This window comes from Ruegeria sp. BA12, assembly GCF_056539625.1.
The window spans coordinates 555,966-577,837 of the sequence record NZ_JBQFVF010000001.1 but is presented as its reverse complement, the minus strand read 5'-3'; the positions used below and the strand labels follow the sequence as shown (position 1 = coordinate 577,837).

General features: G+C 58.9%; 19 protein-coding genes. 8 read left to right on the top strand and 11 right to left on the bottom strand.

Annotated elements, in window-relative coordinates; translation table 11 throughout:
• Window positions 1-77 precede the first annotated feature (77 nt).
• Together carA and ACR0B0_RS02885 are read left to right on the top strand one after the other, a co-directional pair.
• Window positions 78-1,244, top strand: coding sequence for a glutamine-hydrolyzing carbamoyl-phosphate synthase small subunit (gene carA / locus ACR0B0_RS02890; RefSeq protein ID WP_170348348.1), 1,167 nt, complete (start codon window positions 78-80; stop codon window positions 1,242-1,244).
• Between the two features lie 84 nt (window positions 1,245-1,328).
• Window positions 1,329-3,206 carry a glycosyltransferase gene (locus ACR0B0_RS02885; RefSeq protein WP_480646336.1) on the top strand — a complete coding sequence of 626 codons (1,878 nt, stop codon included), beginning with the start codon at window positions 1,329-1,331 and terminating at the stop codon, window positions 3,204-3,206.
• Here ACR0B0_RS02885 and ACR0B0_RS02880 read toward each other — a convergent pair whose 3' ends face one another.
• The gene (locus ACR0B0_RS02880; RefSeq protein WP_170348346.1) at window positions 3,207-3,854 is read right to left on the bottom strand and encodes a GntR family transcriptional regulator; all 648 of its coding nucleotides are present in this window, start codon (window positions 3,852-3,854) and stop codon (window positions 3,207-3,209) included.
• A 100-nt stretch (window positions 3,855-3,954) separates the two neighbouring features.
• On the opposite strand from ACR0B0_RS02880, the gene ACR0B0_RS02875 reads away from it, so the two are divergent.
• From ACR0B0_RS02875 to ACR0B0_RS02865, 3 genes are all read left to right on the top strand, one after another.
• Window positions 3,955-4,599, top strand: a complete 645-nt coding sequence (locus ACR0B0_RS02875; RefSeq protein WP_480646333.1) for a pyrimidine 5'-nucleotidase — start codon at window positions 3,955-3,957, stop codon at window positions 4,597-4,599.
• 86 nt (window positions 4,600-4,685) lie between these two features.
• Window positions 4,686-4,934, top strand: a complete 249-nt coding sequence (locus tag ACR0B0_RS02870; RefSeq protein ID WP_170348344.1) for a hypothetical protein — start codon at window positions 4,686-4,688, stop codon at window positions 4,932-4,934.
• Between the two features lie 76 nt (window positions 4,935-5,010).
• Window positions 5,011-6,207 carry a UbiH/UbiF family hydroxylase gene (locus tag ACR0B0_RS02865; protein ID WP_480646331.1) on the top strand — a complete coding sequence of 399 codons (1,197 nt, stop codon included), beginning with the start codon at window positions 5,011-5,013 and terminating at the stop codon, window positions 6,205-6,207.
• Window positions 6,208-6,217: 10 nt separating this feature from the next.
• On the opposite strand, the gene ACR0B0_RS02860 is transcribed toward ACR0B0_RS02865, so the two are convergent.
• Complete coding sequence (locus ACR0B0_RS02860) at window positions 6,218-7,345, bottom strand: aminotransferase class V-fold PLP-dependent enzyme (RefSeq protein ID WP_425080833.1); 1,128 nt, start codon at window positions 7,343-7,345, stop codon at window positions 6,218-6,220.
• A 233-nt stretch (window positions 7,346-7,578) separates the two neighbouring features.
• Between ACR0B0_RS02860 and ACR0B0_RS02855 the strand changes: the two genes are divergently transcribed.
• Window positions 7,579-8,280, top strand: a complete 702-nt coding sequence (locus tag ACR0B0_RS02855; protein WP_170357886.1) for a GntR family transcriptional regulator — start codon at window positions 7,579-7,581, stop codon at window positions 8,278-8,280.
• 6 nt (window positions 8,281-8,286) lie between these two features.
• Here ACR0B0_RS02855 and ACR0B0_RS02850 read toward each other — a convergent pair whose 3' ends face one another.
• Both ACR0B0_RS02850 and ACR0B0_RS02845 read right to left on the bottom strand, forming a co-directional pair.
• On the bottom strand, window positions 8,287-8,745 hold the full coding sequence (locus tag ACR0B0_RS02850; protein WP_170409403.1) for an Lrp/AsnC family transcriptional regulator: 459 nt from the start codon (window positions 8,743-8,745) through the stop codon (window positions 8,287-8,289).
• Window positions 8,742-9,197 carry an Lrp/AsnC family transcriptional regulator gene (locus ACR0B0_RS02845; protein ID WP_170348339.1) on the bottom strand — a complete coding sequence of 152 codons (456 nt, stop codon included), beginning with the start codon at window positions 9,195-9,197 and terminating at the stop codon, window positions 8,742-8,744. The genes ACR0B0_RS02850 and ACR0B0_RS02845 overlap by 4 nt, the downstream gene beginning before the upstream one ends.
• Window positions 9,198-9,328: 131 nt before the next feature.
• Here ACR0B0_RS02845 and ilvC point away from each other — a divergent pair, with 131 nt between their 5' ends.
• Window positions 9,329-10,351: a ketol-acid reductoisomerase gene (gene ilvC / locus ACR0B0_RS02840; protein WP_170357880.1), complete on the top strand. Its 1,023-nt coding sequence runs from the start codon at window positions 9,329-9,331 to the stop codon at window positions 10,349-10,351.
• 78 nt (window positions 10,352-10,429) lie between these two features.
• On the top strand, window positions 10,430-11,332 hold the full coding sequence (locus ACR0B0_RS02835; protein ID WP_480646328.1) for a DMT family transporter: 903 nt from the start codon (window positions 10,430-10,432) through the stop codon (window positions 11,330-11,332).
• Here the strand turns inward: ACR0B0_RS02835 and glmM are convergent.
• The 7 genes from glmM to glyS all read right to left on the bottom strand — a co-directional run bounded on the left by glmM (window position 11,329) and on the right by glyS (window position 21,866).
• Window positions 11,329-12,672, bottom strand: a complete 1,344-nt coding sequence (gene glmM / locus ACR0B0_RS02830; RefSeq protein WP_170348337.1) for a phosphoglucosamine mutase — start codon at window positions 12,670-12,672, stop codon at window positions 11,329-11,331. The two genes, ACR0B0_RS02835 and glmM, sit on opposite strands and share 4 nt — an antisense overlap.
• 34 nt (window positions 12,673-12,706) lie before the next feature.
• Window positions 12,707-13,705: a dihydropteroate synthase gene (gene folP / locus ACR0B0_RS02825; protein ID WP_480646326.1), complete on the bottom strand. Its 999-nt coding sequence runs from the start codon at window positions 13,703-13,705 to the stop codon at window positions 12,707-12,709.
• Complete coding sequence (locus ACR0B0_RS02820) at window positions 13,702-14,622, bottom strand: dihydroneopterin aldolase (protein ID WP_170357874.1); 921 nt, start codon at window positions 14,620-14,622, stop codon at window positions 13,702-13,704. The genes folP and ACR0B0_RS02820 overlap by 4 nt, the downstream gene beginning before the upstream one ends.
• A 102-nt stretch (window positions 14,623-14,724) precedes the next feature.
• On the bottom strand, window positions 14,725-16,098 hold the full coding sequence (locus tag ACR0B0_RS02815) for a multicopper oxidase family protein (protein ID WP_480646324.1): 1,374 nt from the start codon (window positions 16,096-16,098) through the stop codon (window positions 14,725-14,727).
• A gap of 73 nt (window positions 16,099-16,171) precedes the next feature.
• Window positions 16,172-16,813: a cell wall hydrolase gene (locus ACR0B0_RS02810; protein WP_170357870.1), complete on the bottom strand. Its 642-nt coding sequence runs from the start codon at window positions 16,811-16,813 to the stop codon at window positions 16,172-16,174.
• Window positions 16,814-16,999: 186 nt separating this feature from the next.
• A complete protein-coding gene (locus ACR0B0_RS02805) occupies window positions 17,000-19,561 on the bottom strand; it encodes a putative PEP-binding protein (protein ID WP_170393580.1) in 2,562 nt (853 codons plus the stop codon).
• A gap of 43 nt (window positions 19,562-19,604) precedes the next feature.
• Window positions 19,605-21,866, bottom strand: coding sequence for a glycine--tRNA ligase subunit beta (glyS, locus tag ACR0B0_RS02800; protein ID WP_480646322.1), 2,262 nt, complete (start codon window positions 21,864-21,866; stop codon window positions 19,605-19,607).
• Window positions 21,867-21,872: the final 6 nt, after the last annotated feature.

Genomic DNA, 21,872 nt, shown 5'->3' with positions numbered 1-21,872 from the left:
CAAATTTTGAACAGACTTGACCCAGCGCCACAACCCCCTTAGGTATGCGCCGATTTACCCAGCAGGAGAGTCGCCCCATGGCCCAGAACGCCCCGTCCAAGCCCACCGCATGTCTGGCTTTGGCCGACGGAACATTGTTCTACGGGATGGGCTTCGGTGCCACCGGCCAAACCGTGGCCGAGTTGTGCTTTAACACTGCCATGACCGGATATCAGGAGATCATGACCGATCCCTCTTATGCCGGTCAGATCGTGACCTTTACTTTCCCCCATATCGGCAATGTCGGTGTAAACCCCGAGGATGACGAAACCGGCGATCCGGTTGCTGCCGGGATGGTGGTAAAATGGGACCCGACCGATGCGTCCAACTGGCGCGCAACTGAAGAGTTGAAGACCTGGCTGGCCAGCCGTGGCCGCATCGCTATCGGCGGTGTGGACACCCGCCGTCTGACGCGCGCCATCCGGCAGCAAGGCGCGCCGCATGTGGCGCTGGCCCATGACCCCGAGGGCAATTTCGACATCGCTGCGCTGATTGCCGCTGCGCGGGGTTTTGCTGGGCTTGAAGGCATGGATTTGGCCAAAGAGGTCACCTGCGCCCAAAGCTATCGCTGGGATGAGATGCGTTGGGCCTGGCCCGACGGATACACCCGTCAGGAAGCCCCCGTGCACAAGGTTGTCGCCATCGATTACGGTGCCAAGCGCAACATCTTGCGTTGCCTGGCGTCGGCTGGATGCGATGTAACCGTATTGCCCGCCACCGCGACAGCGGCCGAGGTACTGGCCCACAATCCTGACGGAGTGTTCCTCTCCAACGGCCCCGGCGACCCGGCCGCAACGGGCGAATACGCCGTGCCGATGATCAAAGAGGTTCTGGACACCACCGAACTGCCGGTCTTTGGCATCTGCCTTGGCCACCAAATGCTGGCGCTGGCGCTTGGCGGTCAGACCGTCAAGATGAACCACGGCCACCACGGCGCCAACCACCCGGTCAAGGATATGGACACTGGCAAGGTCGAGATCACCTCGATGAACCATGGCTTTGCGGTTGATGCACAATCCTTGCCCGACGGCGTGGTGGAAACGCACCGCTCGCTGTTTGACGGGTCAAACTGCGGTATCCGCATGACCGACCGTCCGGTTTATTCGGTACAGCACCACCCCGAGGCCTCGCCCGGCCCACAGGACAGTTATTATCTGTTTGAACGCTTTGCTGAGGCAATGGCAGCCCAGAAAGCACAGGCATAATAGCCAGTTCGATCATAGTTAACCTGGTGTTAACCGAAATTGCGCAACCCTGACGTCTGGTAACCGCGTCAGGGTTGTTTCATTATGGTCGAATTAAACCTGCAGCATTTCGCGCGTGCCGCACCGATCCCTGCGCAAGACCGTAAGCCATTGGGGGCGTGTCTGATTGATCGAGGTCTGATCACCCGGTCACAACTGGACGAGGCGTTGTTTCTGCAATCCTGGCAACAGGCACCGCTGGGCGAAATTCTGGTGGCCGAAGATTGGGTCACCCGTCAGGATATTCTCTGCGCGCTGTCCGAACAAACCGGTCTACAGATTGCCGATATCAACAGTTCGCCCCCGCCCCTGGAACTGTGTCAATTTAAACCAGTTGAATTCTGGCTGAAACATAACGTCATTCCCTGGCGCCGCCTGGGTCCAATCCTGCTTGTGGCAACTGCGCGACCCGATCTGTTCCCCGCCGTGCGCAGCGGGTTTGAGGATGCCGGTTACACCGTCATGCCGGTACTCGCCGGTGCCGATCAGATCGACAACACCATCGCGCGCATTTACGCCTCTTCGCTTGCCCAATCGGCCGAAACGCGCGTGGAGCTGGATCAAAGCTGCCGATCATGGACCCCGAAATCTCGTATAGGACCCGCCCTTGCCCTAACAGGGCTTACGGGGCTGTTTGCTGCTTTCCCCAAGACAGGGCTGACCGTTCTGGTCGCCGCCGCCGTGATCAGCCTGGTCTTGTTTTTGTGCCTGCGTCTTGCCGGGCTGCTGGCCTTTGTCTGGCATTCGGTAAAACACCGGCCCAAGGCAAACCCAGCAGCCCCGCCACAAGCGTTGCCTTGTGTGTCGATCATGGTGCCGCTTTATAAGGAACGTGAAATCGCCGATGCGCTCATTCATCGGTTGCAACGGCTTACTTACCCCAAGGCGCTACTGGACATTATTCTGGTGCTTGAGGAAACCGACGAGGTAACACGCGCCACTCTTGCCCAGGTTGCTCTGCCCAGTTGGATCAGAACCGTCGAAGTGCCCGAGCTGAACGGTCTGACCACCAAACCCCGCGCCATGAACTATGCGCTGGATTTCTGCCGCGGCGATATTCTGGGTGTCTGGGATGCCGAGGACGCGCCGCAACCTGATCAGATCGAACGTGTCGTCCGCCATTTCGCACAGGCGGACGAAGATGTTGTCTGCTTGCAGGGCGTATTGGACTACTACAACCCTCGCACCAATTGGCGGTCCCGCTGTTTTACCATTGAATACAACAGCTGGTTTCGGGTCGTCCTTCAAGGCGTCGCGCGGCTTGGGCTTGTTGTGCCCTTGGGCGGAACCACGTTCTTTTTCCGCCGCGACAAGCTGTTGGAGTTGGGCGGCTGGGACGCCCACAACGTCACCGAGGACGCCGATCTTGGTGTGCGCCTTTCGCGCGCGGGCTATCGCACCGAAATGGTGGACACCGCCACCTATGAAGAGGCCAATTTCCGCGCCTGGCCCTGGGTACGACAAAGATCACGGTGGCTAAAAGGGTTCATGGTGACCTACCTGGTTCACATGCGGGCCCCCACGCGGCTGCTTCAAGATCTGGGGCTATTTCGGTTTTTAGGTGTGCAGGCCTTTTTCCTGGGAACTGTCGGGCAATTCCTGATGGCACCGGTTCTGTGGCTGTTCTGGCTGTCAAGCTTTGGCTTGGCCAGCCCATTAGACCCTATTCTCTCTGACGCCGTTCTGGCAGCACTGATCGGCCTTTTTCTAAGCGCCGAGATCACCAATATTGCAGTTGGCACCATCGCCGTTTCAGCGCGTGAAAGACGGTTTCTATTGCCATGGGTGCCGACCATGCCGCTGTATTTCTCATTGGGTGTTCTGGCGGCCTATAAAGCCTTATGGGAATTGGTGCTGAACCCGTTCTTCTGGGACAAAACGCAACATGGGCAGGCCAGTGAAGAAAGCCTGCCGCCCGCGTGATCAGTTCTCGCGCAGAACCGCGTCCTGTTTCAGCCGCGTCATGAATGCCACAGAAATGTGATCCTTGAGCGCGCGTGCCGCGGCCTCTTCGTCGCGCGCAGCGATGGCTTCGACAATTCCCTTATGTTCGCTCTGCGCAATCTCACCGCGCCCTTGCACCGCCAGCGACGTCGTGGCCATCAGCGCCATGGTGCGATGCACAAGATCCAGCTGCTGCACTAGATAGCGGTTGTGCGAGGCCAGATGTATCTGCTCGTGAAACCGGCGGTTCGCCCGAGATAAAGCCTGAGGGTCGTCGACTAGCGCGTCATCCTCGGTCACCATTTCCTGCAGCACTTTGATTTCTTCTTCGGTGGCGTGCTTTGCGGCCAGCTTGGCCGCTAACCCTTCCAACTCGCGTCGTACGACGTACAACTCGGCCATCTGATTGTGGTTCAGCGAGGCCACGATCAGTGACCGCCCGTCCCGCTCCAAGAGGGATTGCGTTTCAAGTCGCTGCAGAGCTTCGCGAATAGGTGTGCGCGATACACCGAACCGTTCGGCAAGCTCGCTTTCGACCAGACGGTCGCCAGGCTTGTAAACGCCTACGTCGATCGCTTCGAGAATTAGGCTATAGGCGTCTTTGGACGGCTGTCTGGACTGGGGCATATGATGGTTTGTCTCCTCGTTCGGATATGTCTATCCGTCACTTGGCCTGTGGATCAAGAGCAGCATTGAAAACCGTGCCTTTGCGGCCTAAACAAACCCCATGGTCAAACCTGCTTTTGCTCACGTCACCCAATGGGTGTTCGACCTCGACAACACGCTCTACCCGCCGCATATGCGCCTGTTCGATCAGATCGAGGTGTTGATGACGGATTACGTGGTACAGGTTATCGGCGTTGACCGGGCCGAAGCGGATCGGCTGCGCTCACATTACTGGCGGCAATATGGAACGACGCTGGCTGGGCTGATGGCCGAACATGATCTGGACCCCGATCCCTATCTGCACGCCGTCCATCAGGTCGACATGAGCCACATGGACCCCGATGCCGAACTGGCCGATCACATCCAATCCCTGCCCGGTCGTCGGATCGTGTATACCAACGGCAGCGCGCCCTATGCGGAACGAGTACTTGAGGCGCGCGGCCTCAACGGTCTGTTCGATGCGATCTACGGGGTCGAACACGCCGGTTATCGCCCCAAGCCCGAACAGGCAGCGTTTGAGGCGATCTTTGCGAAAGACGGAATCGATGCTGCGCAGGCCGCCATGTTCGAGGATGATCCGCGCAATCTGGCCGCCCCGCATGCAATGGGAATGCGCACCGTCCACGTCGCGCCCGAGCCGCACGAGGCGGACCATATCCACCATCACACAAACGATTTGACCGCCTTTCTGGCCCGCCTGCGATAGGCTGTCACACTGCGACGATCTGCACATTCTGCAGGTGCAAAATCGATCCTATATGCGCCTCAGCGACGAACAGAATCGGAGACCCCATGAGCGCGATCGAGATGCCTCGGCGCCTGCCTATTTGGCAGCGCCTGTTGTTTGCAATCCCCGTTTTCGGCTGGCTGGCCCGCGATGCCGCCAATGGAACGGCCGAGGATTGGTATTACACGGCAGCCGCCATTTTCAGCATGTGGGGATGTTCGGCGCTGCTCTTCGGTCTGCCAGGGCTATACATCCCGGCCGTCATGATGGTGCCGATGATGTTCATCCTGCTCATCCTGATCTCGCGCGGCTGACACACGGGACAGGATGTCACTTGGCACCGGCCTTGGAACCGAACTAGGTTCTGCCCAAGACTCGGAGACCAAGGCCATGACTGACAGCTGTGATATCCTGATTTCTGGCGGAGGAATCGCCGGACTGACCGCTGCGGCGGTCTTTGGAACTGCCGGGTTCGACGTGGTTTGCGTCGACCCCGCGCCACCGATTACCGAACGAGATGTGGACGGATCCGACCTGCGGACCACCGCCTTTTTGCAACCTGCGCATGGGTTGTTGGCGCAATGTGGGCTGTGGCAACGGCTGGACGAATACGCGGCACCCCTTCAGATCATGCGAATCGTGGATGCAGGAGGCGACGTTCCCGAACCCCGCGTAGTGCGCGATTTCAACGCTGCCGATATTTCGGACCAACCCTTTGGTTGGAACCTGCCCAACTGGTTGCTGCGGCGCGAGATGGTGACCCGCCTGGCCGAACTTCCCAATGTCGATTTCCGCCCCGGCACCGGTACCGTCAGCCTGTTTACGCGCACCGCCGAAGCCCGTGTGGGGCTGAGCGATGGCAGCCGTATACGCTGCAAGCTGGTGATCGCCGCAGACGGGCGCAATTCCCCGATGCGCGAGGCCGCGGGAATCAACGTCCACACCACCCGGTATGGCCAAAAAGCACTGGCCTTTGCGGTCACACATCCGATTCCGCACGACAATGTCTCTACCGAGATTCACCGTTCCGGCGGGCCGTTCACTCTGGTCCCCCTGCCCGACTGGCAAGGGCAGCCCTCATCGGCGATTGTGTGGATGGAGCGCGGCCCACGGGCGGTTGAATTGCTGAACACTGAAGCAGAGGCGTTCGAGACGCTGATGACCGAACGCTCTTGCGGGTTGTTCGGGCCGCTGAAACTGGCCTCGCGCCGGACGATCTGGCCGATCATCAGCCAGTCGGCAGAACGGCTGGCGGGCGAAAGGGTCGCCCTAATGGCCGAGGCAGCCCATGTGGTGCCCCCCATCGGCGCGCAGGGATTGAACATGTCACTGGGTGATCTGCGTACCTTGCTGGATCTGGCACAAGCACGACCCGAGGGTCTGGGCGATGCTCAGATGTTGGACGCTTATCACAAGGCCCGCCACACCGAAATCGAGATGCGTGTCAAAGGTATCGACCTGCTGAACCGCGCCTCGATGATCGAGGCGCGTCCACTGCGGGATGCACGGGCGATGGGGTTGAGCGCTCTCTATTCCCTACCGCCCGTACGAAAGACATTGATGCAGATGGGCCTCGGCGTACGCTGAGGCTCCGCAATCAAAGAACCTGATCCAGTACACGCTTGAGCCGCGCGATTGTGCCATCAACGTCATAAAGCTTGTCCAACCCGAACAGACCCAACCGGAACGTGCTGAACCCTTCGGGCTCATCACATTGCAGCGGAACACCTGCCGCGATCTGCATACCCAAAGCGGCGAATTTCTTGCCATTCTGAACTTCGGGATCCGACGTGTAGGTGACCACAACCCCCGGCGCGCCGAACCCGTCTGCCGCGACCGAGATCAGGCCTTTGTCTTTCAGCATCGCCCGCACCCCGTTGCCCAAGGCCCACTGAGCGTCCCGCAACTTTTCAAAACCGTAATCACGGGTCTCGACCATGGTGTCCCGGAACGCCTGCAGCGCGTCGGTTGGCATGGTCGCGTGATACGCGTGCCCACCATTCTCATACGCCTGCATAATCTGCCGCCATTTCTTCAAATCCACAGCGAAACTGTCAGACGTTGTCTCCTCCAGCCGCGCTTCGGCTCGTTCGGACAGCATGACCAGACCGGCGCAAGGCGAGGCGCTCCACCCTTTCTGAGGGGCCGATATCAGAACATCCACGCCGGTGGCCTTCATATCAATCCAGGCACAGCCCGAAGCGATGCAATCCAGCACCATCAATGCGCCAACCTCATGCGCGGCCTCCGCCATGGCAGTCACGTAATCACTCGGCAATATGAGGCCTGCGGATGTTTCCACATGCGGTGCAAATACGACATCGGGGCGTTGCTCGCGAATTGTTGACACCACCTCTTCAATCGGTGCCGGCGCAAATGGGGATGGGCTGGAGTTGCCGGTTTGCCGCGCCTTGAGTACGGTCGCCGATGCCGTCAAATCCGCAGATTCGATTATCTGGCTCCAACGATAAGAAAACCACCCGTTGCGCACGACCAGAACGTTGGCGTTACGCGCGAATTGGCGCGCCACAGCTTCCATCCCATAAGTACCGCCACCAGGGATCACCGCAACGCCATCGGCGTTGTAAACATCACACAAGATGGACGAAACATCGCGCATGACAGTCTGAAACCGGGCTGACATGTGGTTCAGCGACCGATCCGTAAAAACAACCGAAAACTCTTCGAGCCCGTTCGGGTCGATACTTTCCAAAAGCGCGGGCATGATATGTCCTTTCAAACTGTCCTTCAGAATTTTGAGGCCTTTTTCGAGAATGGTACAGCCCCAGTCTCGTGCTGATAATTGACGCAACGGAAGTCAAAATCCTAACAAAAAATTAACCACGAAAAGCTCTAATTGAACAACTCGTTGACGCCAAATAGGGTCACCACCCCTTTACACCCAGAGGTGTTTCTGAACAGATACATACACTTTTTACAAGAAAGGTATTGCTTCTCGTGACTGCTCAAAAGCGGATCAGTTTTCAGGTCGTACGCGACGAAGTTAAGCGGCGAATTGAAAGCCGGATTTGGCCACAAGGATCTCTGCTGCCGACAGAAACGCAGCTTGCTGAAGAATTCAATTGCGCGCGTGCAACGGTAAACCGCGCCCTGCGCGAGCTCGCCGAGCAAGGGTTCGTAGAGCGCAAACGCAAAAGCGGCACGCGGGTAAAAAAGGAGCCCAGCAAACACGCCAAGCTGGAGTTTTCTCTGGCCCGTCAATCGGTTGAGAATCAAAACTCAATCTATCGCTATGCACTTGTTGAACGGAATGTCGTATCCAGCCCCGGTTGGCTGGCCTCGCAACTCAGCGTTTCGCCCGACGCGCGGGTGCTGCATGTGATCTGCATGCACTATGCGGACAACCGCCCCTTTCAGCTAGAGGAGCGCTGGATCAACATCGACACAGTACCTGACGTTGAGCATGCGGATCTCAACACGCGGGGCCCCCACGAGTGGCTGCTGAACGTTGCCCCCTTTACCGAGGCTGAGGTTGCATTCTGCGCAATTTCCGCCGACGGGAGGCTGGCAGAATTCATGGGCACCACTGCCGGAACTTCGATGATTCAATTGGAACGCACTACTTGGAAAGATGGTGTTCCGATGACCTTTGCCCGGATGACGCATCACCCCGGCTATTGCATCCGTACCAAATATTGACCCGGCTTAGCCGATTGGGCCGGGCAAGCGCTCTTCGCTCAGCAATACGTTTGCCTCGACCTCACCCGCGCCGGGTAAGGTCATGATCCGCCGTCGCAGCACCCGTTCGAAATCGGACAGATCACGTGCAACTACCCTCAGGCGATAGTCGTAAAGACCCAACACATGTTCGACCATCTGCACCTCGGGGATGGCGCTGACGGCGCGCTCAAAGTCTTCAAGGCTGACCTGTCCCTTGCGCGCCAGTTTGACGCCCAGAAACACGGTCACGCCGAACCCCAACGCCTCGGCATTCAGACGCAGGCGACGGCCCTTGATGACCCCTGCTGATTCCAGCCGACGGATGCGCCGCCAGGTTGCCGGTTGGGACAACCCCAGCTTTCGCCCCAACGCCCCAGCGCTTTGCGTGGCATCCTGTACCAGCGCACGCAGGATGGTCCGGTCGGTTTCGTCCAGTTCGATCATACCGGCAACACCTCGTTCCGCTTGACCCGCGCGATATGCATCAGCGCTTCGATATCGGCTATGTGCGGCAGGGTCAGAATGCGATCGCGATAGATTTGCTGATAGTGCGTCATGTCGCGTGCAATCACCGACAGCCTCACGTCCACACGCCCCAAAAACGTCTGAATTTCAATAACTTCCGAAACACTCCGCGCGGCAACAGTGAATTCGTCAAAGGCGCGCGGCTGGGTTTTATCCAGCGTCACGCGCAGTGAAACCTCGACCGCATATCCCATCGCCGGCCAATCAATAACAACCTCTTGCCCCAGAATGACACCCGAGGCCTGCATCTTTTCAACCCGGCGCCAGCACACTCCCTGACTGATCCCGCAACGCTCGGCCAATTCGGCCATGGTCAGGGTCGGTTCGGCCTGTAAGTGACGCAGAATGCGCCTGTCCATATCATCCAGCATGATTTTTCCGGTTAAGTCAGATATCGCGCATAAATTTTCGCATTTCGCTTCAATAGTCGATTGTAAAGCGCTCGCCAATAGCTTTGGACCCTATTAGAACCGCAGCAACCGCATATGAAAGGACCTAAAACATGCGCGTCTATTACGATCGCGATTGCGACATCAACCTGATCAAAGACAAAAAAGTAGCGATCCTGGGCTATGGCTCGCAAGGTCACGCTCATGCGCTGAACCTGCGCGACTCGGGCGCCAAGAACCTGGTTGTCGCTCTGCGCGAAGGGTCGGCATCCGCCAAGAAAGCAGAAGCCGAAGGCCTGACCGTCATGGGCATCGCCGAAGCGGCGGCCTGGTGTGACGTCATCATGTTCACCATGCCCGACGAACTGCAGGCCGAAACCTACAAGAAATACGTGCATGACAACATCAAGCCGGGCTCGGCCATTGCCTTTGCCCACGGCCTGAACGTCCACTTTGGCCTGATCGAGCCGAAAGAAGGTGTCGACGTCATCATGATGGCCCCCAAAGGCCCCGGCCACACCGTGCGTGGCGAATACGTCAAAGGCGGCGGCGTACCCTGCCTGGTGGCCGTGGATAGCGACGCAACCGGCAAGGCGCTGGAAATCGGCCTGTCCTATTGCTCGGCCATCGGTGGCGGCCGTTCGGGCATCATTGAGACCAACTTCCGCGAAGAGTGCGAAACCGACCTGTTCGGCGAGCAGGCCGTTCTGTGCGGCGGTATCGTTGAGCTGATCCGCTGCGGTTTTGAGACTCTGGTCGAGGCAGGCTATGCGCCTGAAATGGCCTATTTCGAATGTCTGCACGAGACCAAGCTGATCGTTGACCTGATCTATGAAGGCGGCATCGCCAATATGGATTACTCGATCTCGAACACTGCCGAATACGGCCAGTACGTCACCGGCCCGCGCATTCTGCCCTATGAGCAGACCAAGAAGGCGATGAAAGAGACCCTGTCGGACATCCAAACCGGTAAGTTTGTGCGTGACTTCATGCTGGAAAACGCGGTTGGTCAGCCGACCATCAAAGCGGCACGCCGCCACAATGACGAGCATCAGATCGAGCAGGTTGGTAAGAAACTGCGCGACATGATGCCGTGGATTTCTGCTGGCAAGCTGGTAGATCAGGAAAAGAACTGATCCTGAATGTTCTAATCGAAGGGGCGGCCAATCGGCCGCCCTTTTTCGTCACAACCGCTTTTGACCCCAAGGCGCAACATGGTTGATCAACCCACATCCCGCGATTGGAGCGGCGTGATCGCTTTAGGCCTCATATGGGGCGGCACGTTCATGGTCGTCGCAATGGCGCTTGAGGGATACGGGCCAGTGACAGTCGCTACGGCGCGCACGACGCTGGGTGCCGTGACATTACTTGGGATGATGGCGTTGACCGGTCGCAAGCTGCCGACGGGCGATCTGAACTTGTGGGGGTTCATCGCCATTATCGGTCTGCTGTCTACCGCCCTGCCCTTCATGTTGCTCAGCTGGGGGCAGCAATATGTGGCCTCGGCCTTCGCCGGGCTGTCGATGGCGGCAATTCCGCTGATGGTTCTGCCATTGGCCCATTTCTTTTCAGACGAGCCGCTGAATGCCCGCAGGTTCCTTGGAGTCTCACTGGGATTTTGCGGTGCATTGGTGTTGATCGGGCCGGGTTTGGCGCAGATCGGGCAAGGGGCTGAGCCGTTGGCGCAGCTGGCCTGCATCGGCGCGGCTTTGTGTTACTCCTGCGCGTCTATCTTCACACGGCGTTGCCCACCGATTGATCCTGTGGTGCTGGCGGCGCTGTCCTTGGTGGTGGGCGCCGTTCTTTTGTTACCCATCATGCTGGTGACCGACGGCCTTCCACGTTGGGAAGGAACGCGCCCCGGTCTAGCCATCGTAGCGCTGGGGTTGGTGCCGACCGCCTTTGCCACCTTGCTGCGCGTGTCGATCATTCGCAGCGCCGGGTCCGTCTTTCTGACGCTGGTCAATTATCAGGTGCCAATCTGGTCGATGGTTTTCGGTGCCTGGATCTTGTCCGAGGCCCTGCCCCTGCGCTTTTACATCGCGCTGACCATGATTCTGACCGGGCTGGCCATCAGCCAATGGTTTAGCCTGCGCAAGATGCTGATCGGGCGTTAACCGGCGACCGCCTCGACCTCGGCCACGATACCGTCGACGACTTGTGTCAACAGGGCATCATCCTCGCATTCTGCCATCACGCGGATCAGGGGTTCCGTCCCCGACTTGCGGATCAGCAGCCGGCCTTGCCCGTTCAGGCGCGCCTCGGCATCCGCAATGGCCGCTTTCACGGCACTGGTTTCCAGAGGGGTTTGCCCCTCGCCGTAACGCACGTTTTTAAGCAGTTGTGGAACGGTTTCGAATTGCACCGACAGCTCGGACGCCTTGCGACCTGAATGCACCATCTCGGCCAGGAAATGCAGACCGGCCATCAGACCGTCACCGGTGGTGGCATAATCGCTCATGACGATGTGGCCTGACTGCTCACCGCCCAAGTTGAACCCGCCTTCGCGCATCCTTTCGACGACATAGCGGTCACCAACGGCTGTTCGTTCCAGACGCAGCCCTTGCGCGGCAAGGTGCCGTTCCAACCCAAGATTCGACATGACCGTCGCAACCAGCGCGCCGCCTTCAAGACGATCCGCCTTGGCCCAACAGGTCGCCAGCAACGCCATTAGCTGATCTCCGTCAGCCACCTGCCCGTTTTCGTCAACCATCACCACGCGGTCGGCGTCACCGTCCAGACAGATACCCACATCCGCGCCGTGCGCGACAACCGTCTCGGCCGCTAGCTGAGGTTTGGTCGAGCCGCAATTCAGGTTGATATTCTTACCGTTTGGCGCGATTCCGACCGGAATGACATCTGCGCCAAGCTCCCACAAAACCTCGGGCGCCGTGCGGTGGGCCGCGCCGTTGGCGCAATCGACCACTACTTTCAGCCCGTCCAGACGCAGATCGCGGGACAGCGAGGATTTTACCCGCTCACCATATCGGAACCGCGCATCATCCACCCGCCGGGCACGGCCAATGTTCTGTGCTTGCGCCGGTTTGACACCCTCTTCGATCAGACGTTCAATCTCCAGCTCAGCCTGATCGGACAGCTTGTACCCGTCGGGGCCAAAGAACTTGATACCGTTATCCTCAGCCGGGTTGTGACTGGCCGAAATCATCACCCCCAGATCCGCGCGCATCGAGCGGGTCATCAACCCTACCGCCGGTGTCGGTACAGGACCCAACAGCAGCACGTTCATCCCTGTCGAGGTCAACCCAGCAGTCAGCGCGTTTTCCAGCATATACCCGGACAAGCGCGTATCCTTGCCGATCACCACCCGGTGCGCACCGGATCGATCGCGACGGAAATACCGCCCCACGGCAGCCCCAATGCGCAGGGCCATTTCGGCCGTAATCGGATGAGTATTGGCGGTGCCCCGCACCCCATCGGTTCCGAACAGCTTGCGCATTGTCTAACTCCGTAGTTACTCGTCTAGGACGGGATTACCGGACGGCGGCCCACAGACGCAAGGCCTGAGCGGTTTGAGCCACGTCATGAACACGCACGATCTGCATGCCTTGCGACAATCCGGCCAGTGCTACAGCGATTGATCCCGGCGCGCGGGCATCCTTGCGCGGCTCTTGCCCGATTTGCCCGATAAAGCCCTTGCGCGAGACGCCCAGCAGAACCGGGCATCCCAAGCCATGGAAAAGGCTAAGATTTTTCAACAGTGTCAAATTATGCGCCTGGGTTTTACCGAACCCGATACCCGGATCGACCAAGATCTGATCGCGGCCCAGCCCAATCTGCTCCAGCTTTTCAACCTGACCTTCAAGGAAATCATAGACGTCCAGCGACACGTCATCATATTGCGGATCGTCCTGCATCACAGTTGGATCGCCCAGCATATGCATCACACAGACAGGCGCGTTAACCTCGGCGCAGAACGGCGCGAGCTGCGGATCAAAGGTAAAGCCCGATACGTCATTGATCAGCCCCGCACCCGTCGTCCACGCAGCCCGCGCCACGCTGGCCTTGCGGGTATCGATGGAAATCAGAGCATTCGTCTTGGCGCGAATGGCTTCTATCAGGGGTTGCGTCCGGGCGATTTCCTCATCCTCGGGAACATAGGTAGCCCCCGGTCGGGTCGATTCACCGCCGATATCCAGAATGCTGGCACCATGCTCCACCATCCGCTTAGCAGCGGACACTGCCGTTTCAACCGAGTTGTGCACCCCGCCGTCCGAGAAGCTGTCGGGCGTGGCGTTGAGAATTCCCATGATCTGCGGGCGATCCATCGCCACACCAGCAATCTCTGCGCGTGGGCGCGTCAGACGGTTCAGTGCATCGGCTGGAATATCCCGCGCCGTGACAATCGTCGGCGCATCCGTGCGGGACATCCGTTCTGCATGGGTGAACCACAATTCCTGCCCGGCAAGAGAAACCGCCCCGTCCGGGCGTACAGACCCGTGCTGTACCAGCGGTCGAAAATACGCAGTCACAGTTGCGCCTGATCCACTGGAATAGCGCGCAGAGGCGTCTTTGGAGCGTTCGGCAAGGCACCGCCGATCACCATCATTTCGCTGGCTTCAAAAGTGGCCGCAAACCAGGCCGCCAGGGCAACAGCGTCCGAAGGCGCCGCCGAAGGGCCATCAACCGCATCCAGCACAATCTTTGATGGGGCCCAGACACAAATCTGCCCATTCTTCATTGCCCAATCCAATTCCGTCCGCGTCGACACCACCACACAGCGATGATCCCGTGCGGCCAGAACCCAGGCGTTTTGCTCGATAGCCAGCAGATCAATCCGGCGTTGGGTCATCGCGTGACCAGTCTGTGGCAGCGTCAGTTCCGATGCGCCAACACACAGGATCAGCGGGCGCTGACGGTTCTCCAACTGATCAATCCATCCCGTCAGGTTGGCGGATGAAATGGCCTCGTTCGACAGGAATACCAACCGCGGATGGGGGCGTTCTTCTTCGACCACATCGTGATGGAGCGTGTCCTTGCCGCGCACGATTTCGACACCCAGCGCGCCCGGTCCACGGTCAAGTTTTTCGATGCGAACAAAAGCTCTTACAGCCTGAGGTTCAAGCAAAATGCGCTCTGCCACGCGATCCGCCAACGTCTCAAGCAGGTTCAGACGTTCAGCGGCCAGCTCATGGGCAATCGCCTCGGTCACTCGGTCGTATGACAGAATGCGATCAACATCATCGTCAATCGGATCGGTCAGCGGCCGAACCTCTACAACAATGTTGAAGCAGATACGCTGTGTGGTGCCACGTTCGGCCTGAAAGGCACCGATCTCAACTTCAACGGTATGATCCCTGAGTGAGATGCGATCCAGCGGGCCGCGCGTCGCGGTCGCTTCTGACCGTTCAGACGGGTGCGCAAAGGCAAGGCGGATTTCAGAGCTCATTCGGCGAACCTTTTCGGGTTTGGTAAACTAGTCTACCAAATTTATAGGATGCGCGCGCATATAGCATCGCAACAAACGCCATTCTAGTCGTTGATTGCGGCGTCAGGTTACGCGAAGCCAGCTCATCATCCCGGATGCGGCGTGCCCCAGCATATGGCAATGCAGCAACCAGTCGCCCGGATTGTCGGCCACTAGGACAATTTCACGGGTTTGTCCGCGCTCCACCAGCACCGTATCGCGCCATGGGCCAAGGCTGCCGTCGGGCAGGATTAGCCGAAAATGGTGCCCATGTAGGTGCATAGCATGCGGAAAAGCGGTTTCGTTGACGAACTCGATCCGGTGGGTACTACCGCGCTGCGCATCCAGAAAAGGGTCCAACGGGCGTTCAGCATACCCGTTCAAAGCCCAGAAGCGGCCCAGTTGCGCCAATTCGCGGCCAGAAAGCTGCGTGTCGCCAAGCTGCGCGGATTCCAGCCACCGCATCGCACCACCCTGCAACGTCATCCGATGAACCGGGGCGCCGTCCAACACCACCTGTGCCAATGGATTCGCGGGCAAGGGTACAACGCCTGACCGGGCAGTCGTTGCCGAAGTACCGGAAACCGGGAACCGCACCAGACCAAAGCCCCCGTCCCGCTCGCGACTGATCAGCCCGGCGACGGTGTCAGATTCCGCTGTTACGTCCACAATCAAGTCCGCGCGCTGAGCCGGGGCGAGTGGAAAACCGTCCTCAACCTCTAACGGGCTTTCAAGCGGCATTCCGTCCAGCGCAACGATCCATCCTGCCACCCCATCCAGAGCCAGATCGTAGATTCGCGCGTTAGAGGCATTGATCAGCCGCAGGCGCAAACGCTCGTGGCGGCGCGCGGGAAAAACAGGATCAAACTGGCCGTTGACCGAGATCAAGTTCCCCAACCGCCCGGCATGGCTTTGATCATGACCGTTGTCGAAATCCTCAACGATATGTCCGGTGTCTGGGTCCAGTCGCCAATCGTCCAGCATCAGTGTCAGGTCTTGGTCGACATCTGGCCTTGTAGCCTCTTCAACGATCAGCGGGCCGTATAAGCCGCGCGCCACCTGCTCGACCGAGCGGTTATGCGCGTGATACCAATAGGTTCCCGCGTCCGGGACGACAAAGTCATAATCGAACCCCTCGCCCGGTGCGATCACATCTTGCGTCAGGCCCGGCACACCGTCCATCGCGTTGTCGATCCGGATGCCATGCCAGTGCACCGTTGTTGGCTGAGGCAGCTCGTTCACCAACCTGCGCTGAACCCGCGCGCCCTGAAGCAAACGGATTTCGGCACCAGGTACACCACCGCCATAGGACCAAACAGGCGTTTGGGGAAAACCATTCGGGGCGATCTGCTGCATCGCGGTCTGTGCGATCAGATCAGAGCTTGATGCGCGGGCCGAGTGTGGCAGTACCGCCAGTGCGGCTGCTGATTGCAGAAATTGTCTGCGTGTAAACGTCATTGCGGGCCTCCTGGCCCGCAACATAGGTTATAAAACGCCCCGCGCCAGTAAGGTTCCAGCGCGGGTGCGTCAATCAGTTGCTCGCTGTTCGATAATTATGCCTGTAGAAAATATGAACTCCGATCCGCGCGGTTTCTTTATACACGCGCGACCAGGACGGACGAACCGCCGTGGTGTGATAGTGTGTGGCACCTTCGGTCAGTTCTTTGGTGACACCGTCGATGGCCGCACGCGCAACTTTAGCTACGCGCTCATACGCCTTCTTTTCGCGGATCACTTCCTTTTGGCCATCACAGGTGTAAGTGAACTGGCACTGGTATTTCTTACCGGTTCCCTGCTTGATCACGCCGCACAGCGAGTCCGGGAACCGGCCACTGTCCACGCGATTCAGGATAACCTCGGCCACGGCAAACTGTCCGCGCACGCTTTCACCACGTGCTTCAAAGTACAGCGCCTCAGCTAGACACTTAAAATTTTCGTCCCCGGTTGCCTTGGGCTGTTGGTCCAGCCAATCCTTCGAGTACGACATTTTTTGGGGCTCAAGCTCTTTTCGGGGCTTGAACAGAGTCAGATAGTCGCGAAAATTCTGCCCGGGCACTTCGGTCCGGGTGACAAGTTCGCGTTCGGCAGTATCGGTGGCTTTCTTTTCAGCGAAAGACACACTTGGCAGCATGGTTGCCGCCAACGTGGCAGCAGCCAGTATGTATCGTAGCATCAGATAACCTCGCACAGGCACATATCGCGCCGTACCCTCCCCCGGCGGGCGCGACGAGGCATTTAGCGCAGTCCGGCGCAGACGTCCAGATCAGAAGAAAACGCAAGTGGAAAATCGCCCGTGGCGAAAATTAATTCTGCCACAAGGTTGCTTGAAAACCACTAATCCTAGGGCAATCAGCCTGTGTCAACCCCCAAGTCTGGACGAAATCGCCAGCTGAGCGGAAGCCAGCCGAGCGACAGGCACCCGGAACGGAGAGCATGACACATAGTCAAACCCCAGATCGCGGCAGATGGCGATTGATTCGGGGTTGCCGCCATGCTCACCGCATACAGAAAGGGTAACATCCGGCTGGGCCTGACGTCCACGTTCCGCGCCGAGTTTCAGCAATTCTCCGACCCCGTCGGGGTCAAGCACATGGAACGGGTCCTCGACAAAAACGCCCTGACGAACATAGTCAGACATGAACCGGCCGGCATCGTCGCGGGACAGGCCATAGGTCATTTGTGTCAGGTCGTTGGTACCAAAACTCAAGAACGCGGTCTGAGGTGCAATTTCATCCGCTCGCAGACAAGCCCGAGGCGTTTCTACCATGACACCCAGGCGGTATTCGAACTCTTGCCCTTGTTCGGTTGCAACCGAGGCCGCGACCGTATCGATGCGGGATTTGACCAGCTCAACTTCGCGCTTGGCCGAAACCAACGGGATCATCACCTCGGGAACGACAGGCGCGCCGTCCTTGCTGGCCTCAAGCGTCGCCTCAAAAATGGCGCGGGCCTGCATGTCGTAGATTTCGGGCACAGTCACACCCAGACGCACGCCGCGAAGACCCAGCATCGGGTTATATTCAGTCATCGCCGCAACACGCCGTTCGACATCCGACACAGGCAAATCCAGCGCCTCGGCCAGCTCGCGCTGTCCACTGCGTGTGGTCGGCAAAAATTCGTGCAAAGGCGGGTCGAACAGGCGGATACAGACGGGCTGACCTTCCATGATACGGAACAGCTGAACGAAATCCTCGCGCTGCATGGGCAGCAGACGCTCCAAAACCGCCGCGCGACCCGATGAAGTTTGCGCAAAAATCATCTCGCGCATCACGATCAGGCGACCGGGATCAAAGAACATATGCTCGGTCCGACACAGGCCGATCCCCTGAGCCAAAAAGTTCCGTGCAGTCTGTGCGTCGGCCGGTGTATCCGCGTTGGCGCGGATGGCGATGTCGCGTTCATCATCCGCCCAGCCCATAAGCGTTTGAAAACAATCGTCCAAAGCCGCCTCAAGCATCGCGGGCTGTCCGGCCAGAACCTGCCCCGAGGACCCGTCGATCGTTAAAACGTCGCCCGTCTTGAACACCCGCCCATCGGGGGCAGACAGCAGTCGTTTCTTGGTCTGAAACCGCATCTCGGACGCGCCGACGATGCAGGGCAAACCCAACCCGCGGCCGATCACAGCGGCGTGGCTGGTCATACCGCCCTTTTCGGTCAGTACGGCAACCGCCGCATGCATCCCGCGCACATCTTCGGGCGAGGTTTCACGGCGTATCAAAATACACGGCTCGCCGCGCGCGGCGCTGGCCTGCGCCTCGGCGGCGGTGAACACGATCTTGCCCGTTGCAGCCCCAGGGCTGGCGGCAATACCGGTGGTCAGTACATCCCGTTCTGCCTCGGGGTGGACCTGACGGTGCAGCATCTCATTCAGGGAATGCGGATCGACCCGCATCACCGCCTCTTGCGGCGGTATGATGCCGTCTTCGGCCAGGCGAACGGCAATCCGCATCGCCGCCCGAGCGCTGCGCTGTACACGTACACCGTCCAGAATATGCACATGACCATTCTCGATCACGAACTCGACCTGCATTTCCTCGCGCAGCTTGGCGCGCATCAAGGCTGCGTGGGCCTTGAGTTCGGCAAATGCCTTGGGTGCAACCTCTTCCAGTGATTTCCCGCGCGGGTCCTTTTCCAGATACAGCGCTGCCACATCCGCACCCAGCGCATCGCGGCCTTGGCTTTGACTGAGATAACGACCGGTGATTTGCGGCAACCCAGTTGCAGGATCAATCAGTTGCAACACACCCGAGCCGCACTCACCCTGCCCTACGCCGGGGATCATTTCCTGAATGACCAAGCCCAACCCGGCATCCGCCGGCGCCCCCTTGGCCTGTCGCAGCAACCGGGCCGAGGTTCCATCCCACGCCCGCGCCATCGATCGAAGGACGGCAATCAGTTGCTCGCCCCGGTCTTGGGGGAATGCCTCGTCCGTTTCATCCTCATAGGCGCGCAAAGATTGGCTCAGCCCTTCGCTGCCATCCGCGCTGATATCGTCGAAAACATCCGCGTCCAAACGGGCCACATGAATTGCGTAGCTTTGAACAAAGCGCAGGTACAGCGCGGCGGCGGCCTCGGCGCCCATCGAATCCGACAGGTCCACATAGCGCGCGTCGTTCATACCGATGTTCAAGATCGCACCGGGGCCACCCCAATCGGGGTCTTCCGAACTAGGCCGGACGCACAGCAACGCCGTCTGTTCAAACTGCTCCAGAACTGCGGCGATATCCGGTACCTGCCCTTCGGCAATCCGATGTACCGCGTCAAAGGACAGCGCCACCGTTCGCGGCACCGGAAGGTCCAAACGGACTAGACGTTGCAGACATTTCGCTCGCCCGCCGTGTGTATTGGCGGCCACGGGCGCTTCGGTCGTTATCAGAGTGGTATGCGGATTATTCTGCACTGCAGCACCTTTTGGTTTCACCGCAGCATAAGCCCTTGCACCAATGGCGCAAGGGTGTTCTGGATTAACCTTCGATCTTGCTGAGGTCCGCCACGGAGGAGCAGACCTGACGGATTTGGCTCAGCAGGTTCAGACGGTTGCGGCGCAGAATGTCGTTGTCCGTATTCACCTGAACCTCATCAAAAAACGCATCGACCGGACCGCGCAGCGCCGCCATAATGGTCATCGCCTTGGGGAAATCCTCTGACTTCAGCGCCGTCCCGATCTTGCCCCGCGCCTGATCCAAGGCGGCGAACAAGGCCCTTTCGCTGTCCGTCTCAGCGAATTTCACGTCCGCGCCATAAGAGTATTCGACGCCATCCTTCTCCTCGGCCTGCATCAGAATGTTGTTGGCGCGTTTGAATCCTTGGACAAGGTTCTCGCCATCCTCGGTCGCAATCACCGCATTCAGCGCACGGGCGCGTTTGACCAGCAGGTTCAGGTCATCATTGCCGTCCATTGCGATACAGGCGTCGATGATGTCGTGACGGATACCCTCGTCGCGCAGGAAGACTTTGAGGCGGTCGTGGAAGAAGGAGAGGATGGACGACGACGCGTTGCTAATCTTCTTCGAGATTCCTTGAAGGATGGAACCATCACTCACATCCGGTTCAAATGGATTATCGGCGCTTTCAGGAATTTGCCCAATCACTGATTTGAACGCCGCCTGAAATACCCCGTACTTAGCGATCTCCTGAAGCGTACTTTCAAGTGTGAATAGGTCTTGTTCATCGCCGGATACCCGAAGACCCTCAAGTTCATATGACAGCAATTGGCGGTCTACGACACCGTTAATCGGCAAACGCAGATCATTCTCCAAGACCAACCGAATAACCCCCAACGCCGCACGGCGCAGGGCAAACGGATCTTTCGACCCGGTCGGCTTCTCATCAATCGCCCAGAACCCGGTCAGCGTGTCCAGCTTGTCGGCCAGTGCCACGGCCACCGACAGCGGCGCTGTCGGCACGTCATCTGACGGACCAAGCGGTGAGTAATGCTCCTGCGCAACGGCGGCCACGGTGGCGTCTTCGCCTGCGGCTTCAATATAATACCGCCCCATAAGCCCCTGAAGTTCGGGGAATTCATAAACCATTTCCGAGTTCAGATCAGCCTTGGCCAGACGCGCGGCTTTCTCGGCCTGATCCGCATCCGCGCCCGTCACCGGGGACAGTTCGCGAGCCAATACCGCGATGCGGTCGATCCGCTCGGCCTGTGTGCCCAACTTGTTGTGGAAGGTCACATTCTCCAGCGCGCGGGTCCATTGGGCGATGTCCGATTTGGCGACGCGCAAGTCGTTTTCCCAGAAGAACTTGGCATCCGCCAGACGGGCCGACAGCACCTTTTGGTTCCCGGCCAGAATGGTCGCGCCATTGTCGGCAGTTTCGCGGTTGGCGACGGTAACGAACCGCTCGATCCGACCGGTCTTTGGATTGCGGACCGAGAAAAATTTCTGATGCTCTTTCATCGAGGTCTGTAGCACCTCAGGAGGCAGTTCCAAAAACTCTTCGTCAATCTGCCCCATCAGCACTACGGGCCATTCGACCAGACCGGCAACCTCAGCCAGCAGGCCCTTGTCATCGACCACTTCCAGACCGGCAGCAAAGGCCATGTTCTGGGCGTCGTTCCAGATATGTTCAGCGCGGTCAGAGGGGTTCAGCACCACAAAGGCGCGTTTCAGTTTGGCAGCATAGTCATCGAACGACGTGACCGCGAAGCGATCTGGCGCCATAAAGCGGTGACCCGCAGTGGTGTCGCCCGCTTTGATCCCTTCGACCTCAAGCGGCACGACTTGCGCGCCAGCCTCATCGGACAGAATGCACAAGATTGAGTGCAACGGGCGCACCCAGCGCAGCGAACCGCCACCCCAGCGCATAGACTTGGGCCAGGGAAAGTTTCGAATGGTGGTTTCAAGCACCTCGGCCACAATCTCGGCCGCGGGGCGTCCGGCTTTTTCGATAGTCGCGAAATAGACCGCGCCTTTGGGTGTATCGCGTTCTTCCAACTGATCGCGGGTCAGGCCCGCACCACGCAGGAAGCCTTCGATGGCTTTGTCCGGTGCGCCGACTTTCGGCCCTTTGCGCTCTTCGCGGATCGTTGGGCTCTCAGTCAGAAGACCTTCGATCGCCAGCGTCAGGCGACGCGGCGTGGTCAGGGCGGCAGCCCCGGCATAGGTCAGACCGGCCTCAACCAAACCGTCGGTCATCCGTTTTTTCAGGTCCTCACCGGCGCGGGTCTGCATGCGGGCGGGGATTTCCTCGGAAAACAGTTCGATCAGCAGGTCGGGCATTTTCGG

Bases quoted from the DNA above. Each gene is read 5' to 3' on its own strand.
- carA (WP_170348348.1), top strand. From the start codon at position 78: ATGGCCCAGAACGCCCCGTCCAAGCCCACCGCATGTCTGGCTTTGGCC.
- ACR0B0_RS02885 (WP_480646336.1), top strand. From the start codon at position 1,329: ATGGTCGAATTAAACCTGCAGCATTTCGCGCGTGCCGCACCGATCCCT.
- ACR0B0_RS02880 (WP_170348346.1), bottom strand. From the start codon at position 3,854: ATGCCCCAGTCCAGACAGCCGTCCAAAGACGCCTATAGCCTAATTCTC.
- ACR0B0_RS02875 (WP_480646333.1), top strand. From the start codon at position 3,955: ATGGTCAAACCTGCTTTTGCTCACGTCACCCAATGGGTGTTCGACCTC.
- ACR0B0_RS02870 (WP_170348344.1), top strand. From the start codon at position 4,686: ATGAGCGCGATCGAGATGCCTCGGCGCCTGCCTATTTGGCAGCGCCTG.
- ACR0B0_RS02865 (WP_480646331.1), top strand. From the start codon at position 5,011: ATGACTGACAGCTGTGATATCCTGATTTCTGGCGGAGGAATCGCCGGA.
- ACR0B0_RS02860 (WP_425080833.1), bottom strand. From the start codon at position 7,345: ATGCCCGCGCTTTTGGAAAGTATCGACCCGAACGGGCTCGAAGAGTTT.
- ACR0B0_RS02850 (WP_170409403.1), bottom strand. From the start codon at position 8,745: ATGATCGAACTGGACGAAACCGACCGGACCATCCTGCGTGCGCTGGTA.
- ACR0B0_RS02845 (WP_170348339.1), bottom strand. From the start codon at position 9,197: ATGCTGGATGATATGGACAGGCGCATTCTGCGTCACTTACAGGCCGAA.
- ilvC (WP_170357880.1), top strand. From the start codon at position 9,329: ATGCGCGTCTATTACGATCGCGATTGCGACATCAACCTGATCAAAGAC.
- ACR0B0_RS02835 (WP_480646328.1), top strand. From the start codon at position 10,430: ATGGTTGATCAACCCACATCCCGCGATTGGAGCGGCGTGATCGCTTTA.
- glmM (WP_170348337.1), bottom strand. From the start codon at position 12,672: ATGCGCAAGCTGTTCGGAACCGATGGGGTGCGGGGCACCGCCAATACT.
- ACR0B0_RS02820 (WP_170357874.1), bottom strand. From the start codon at position 14,622: ATGAGCTCTGAAATCCGCCTTGCCTTTGCGCACCCGTCTGAACGGTCA.
- ACR0B0_RS02815 (WP_480646324.1), bottom strand. From the start codon at position 16,098: ATGACGTTTACACGCAGACAATTTCTGCAATCAGCAGCCGCACTGGCG.
- ACR0B0_RS02810 (WP_170357870.1), bottom strand. From the start codon at position 16,813: ATGCTACGATACATACTGGCTGCTGCCACGTTGGCGGCAACCATGCTG.
- glyS (WP_480646322.1), bottom strand. From the start codon at position 21,866: ATGCCCGACCTGCTGATCGAACTGTTTTCCGAGGAAATCCCCGCCCGC.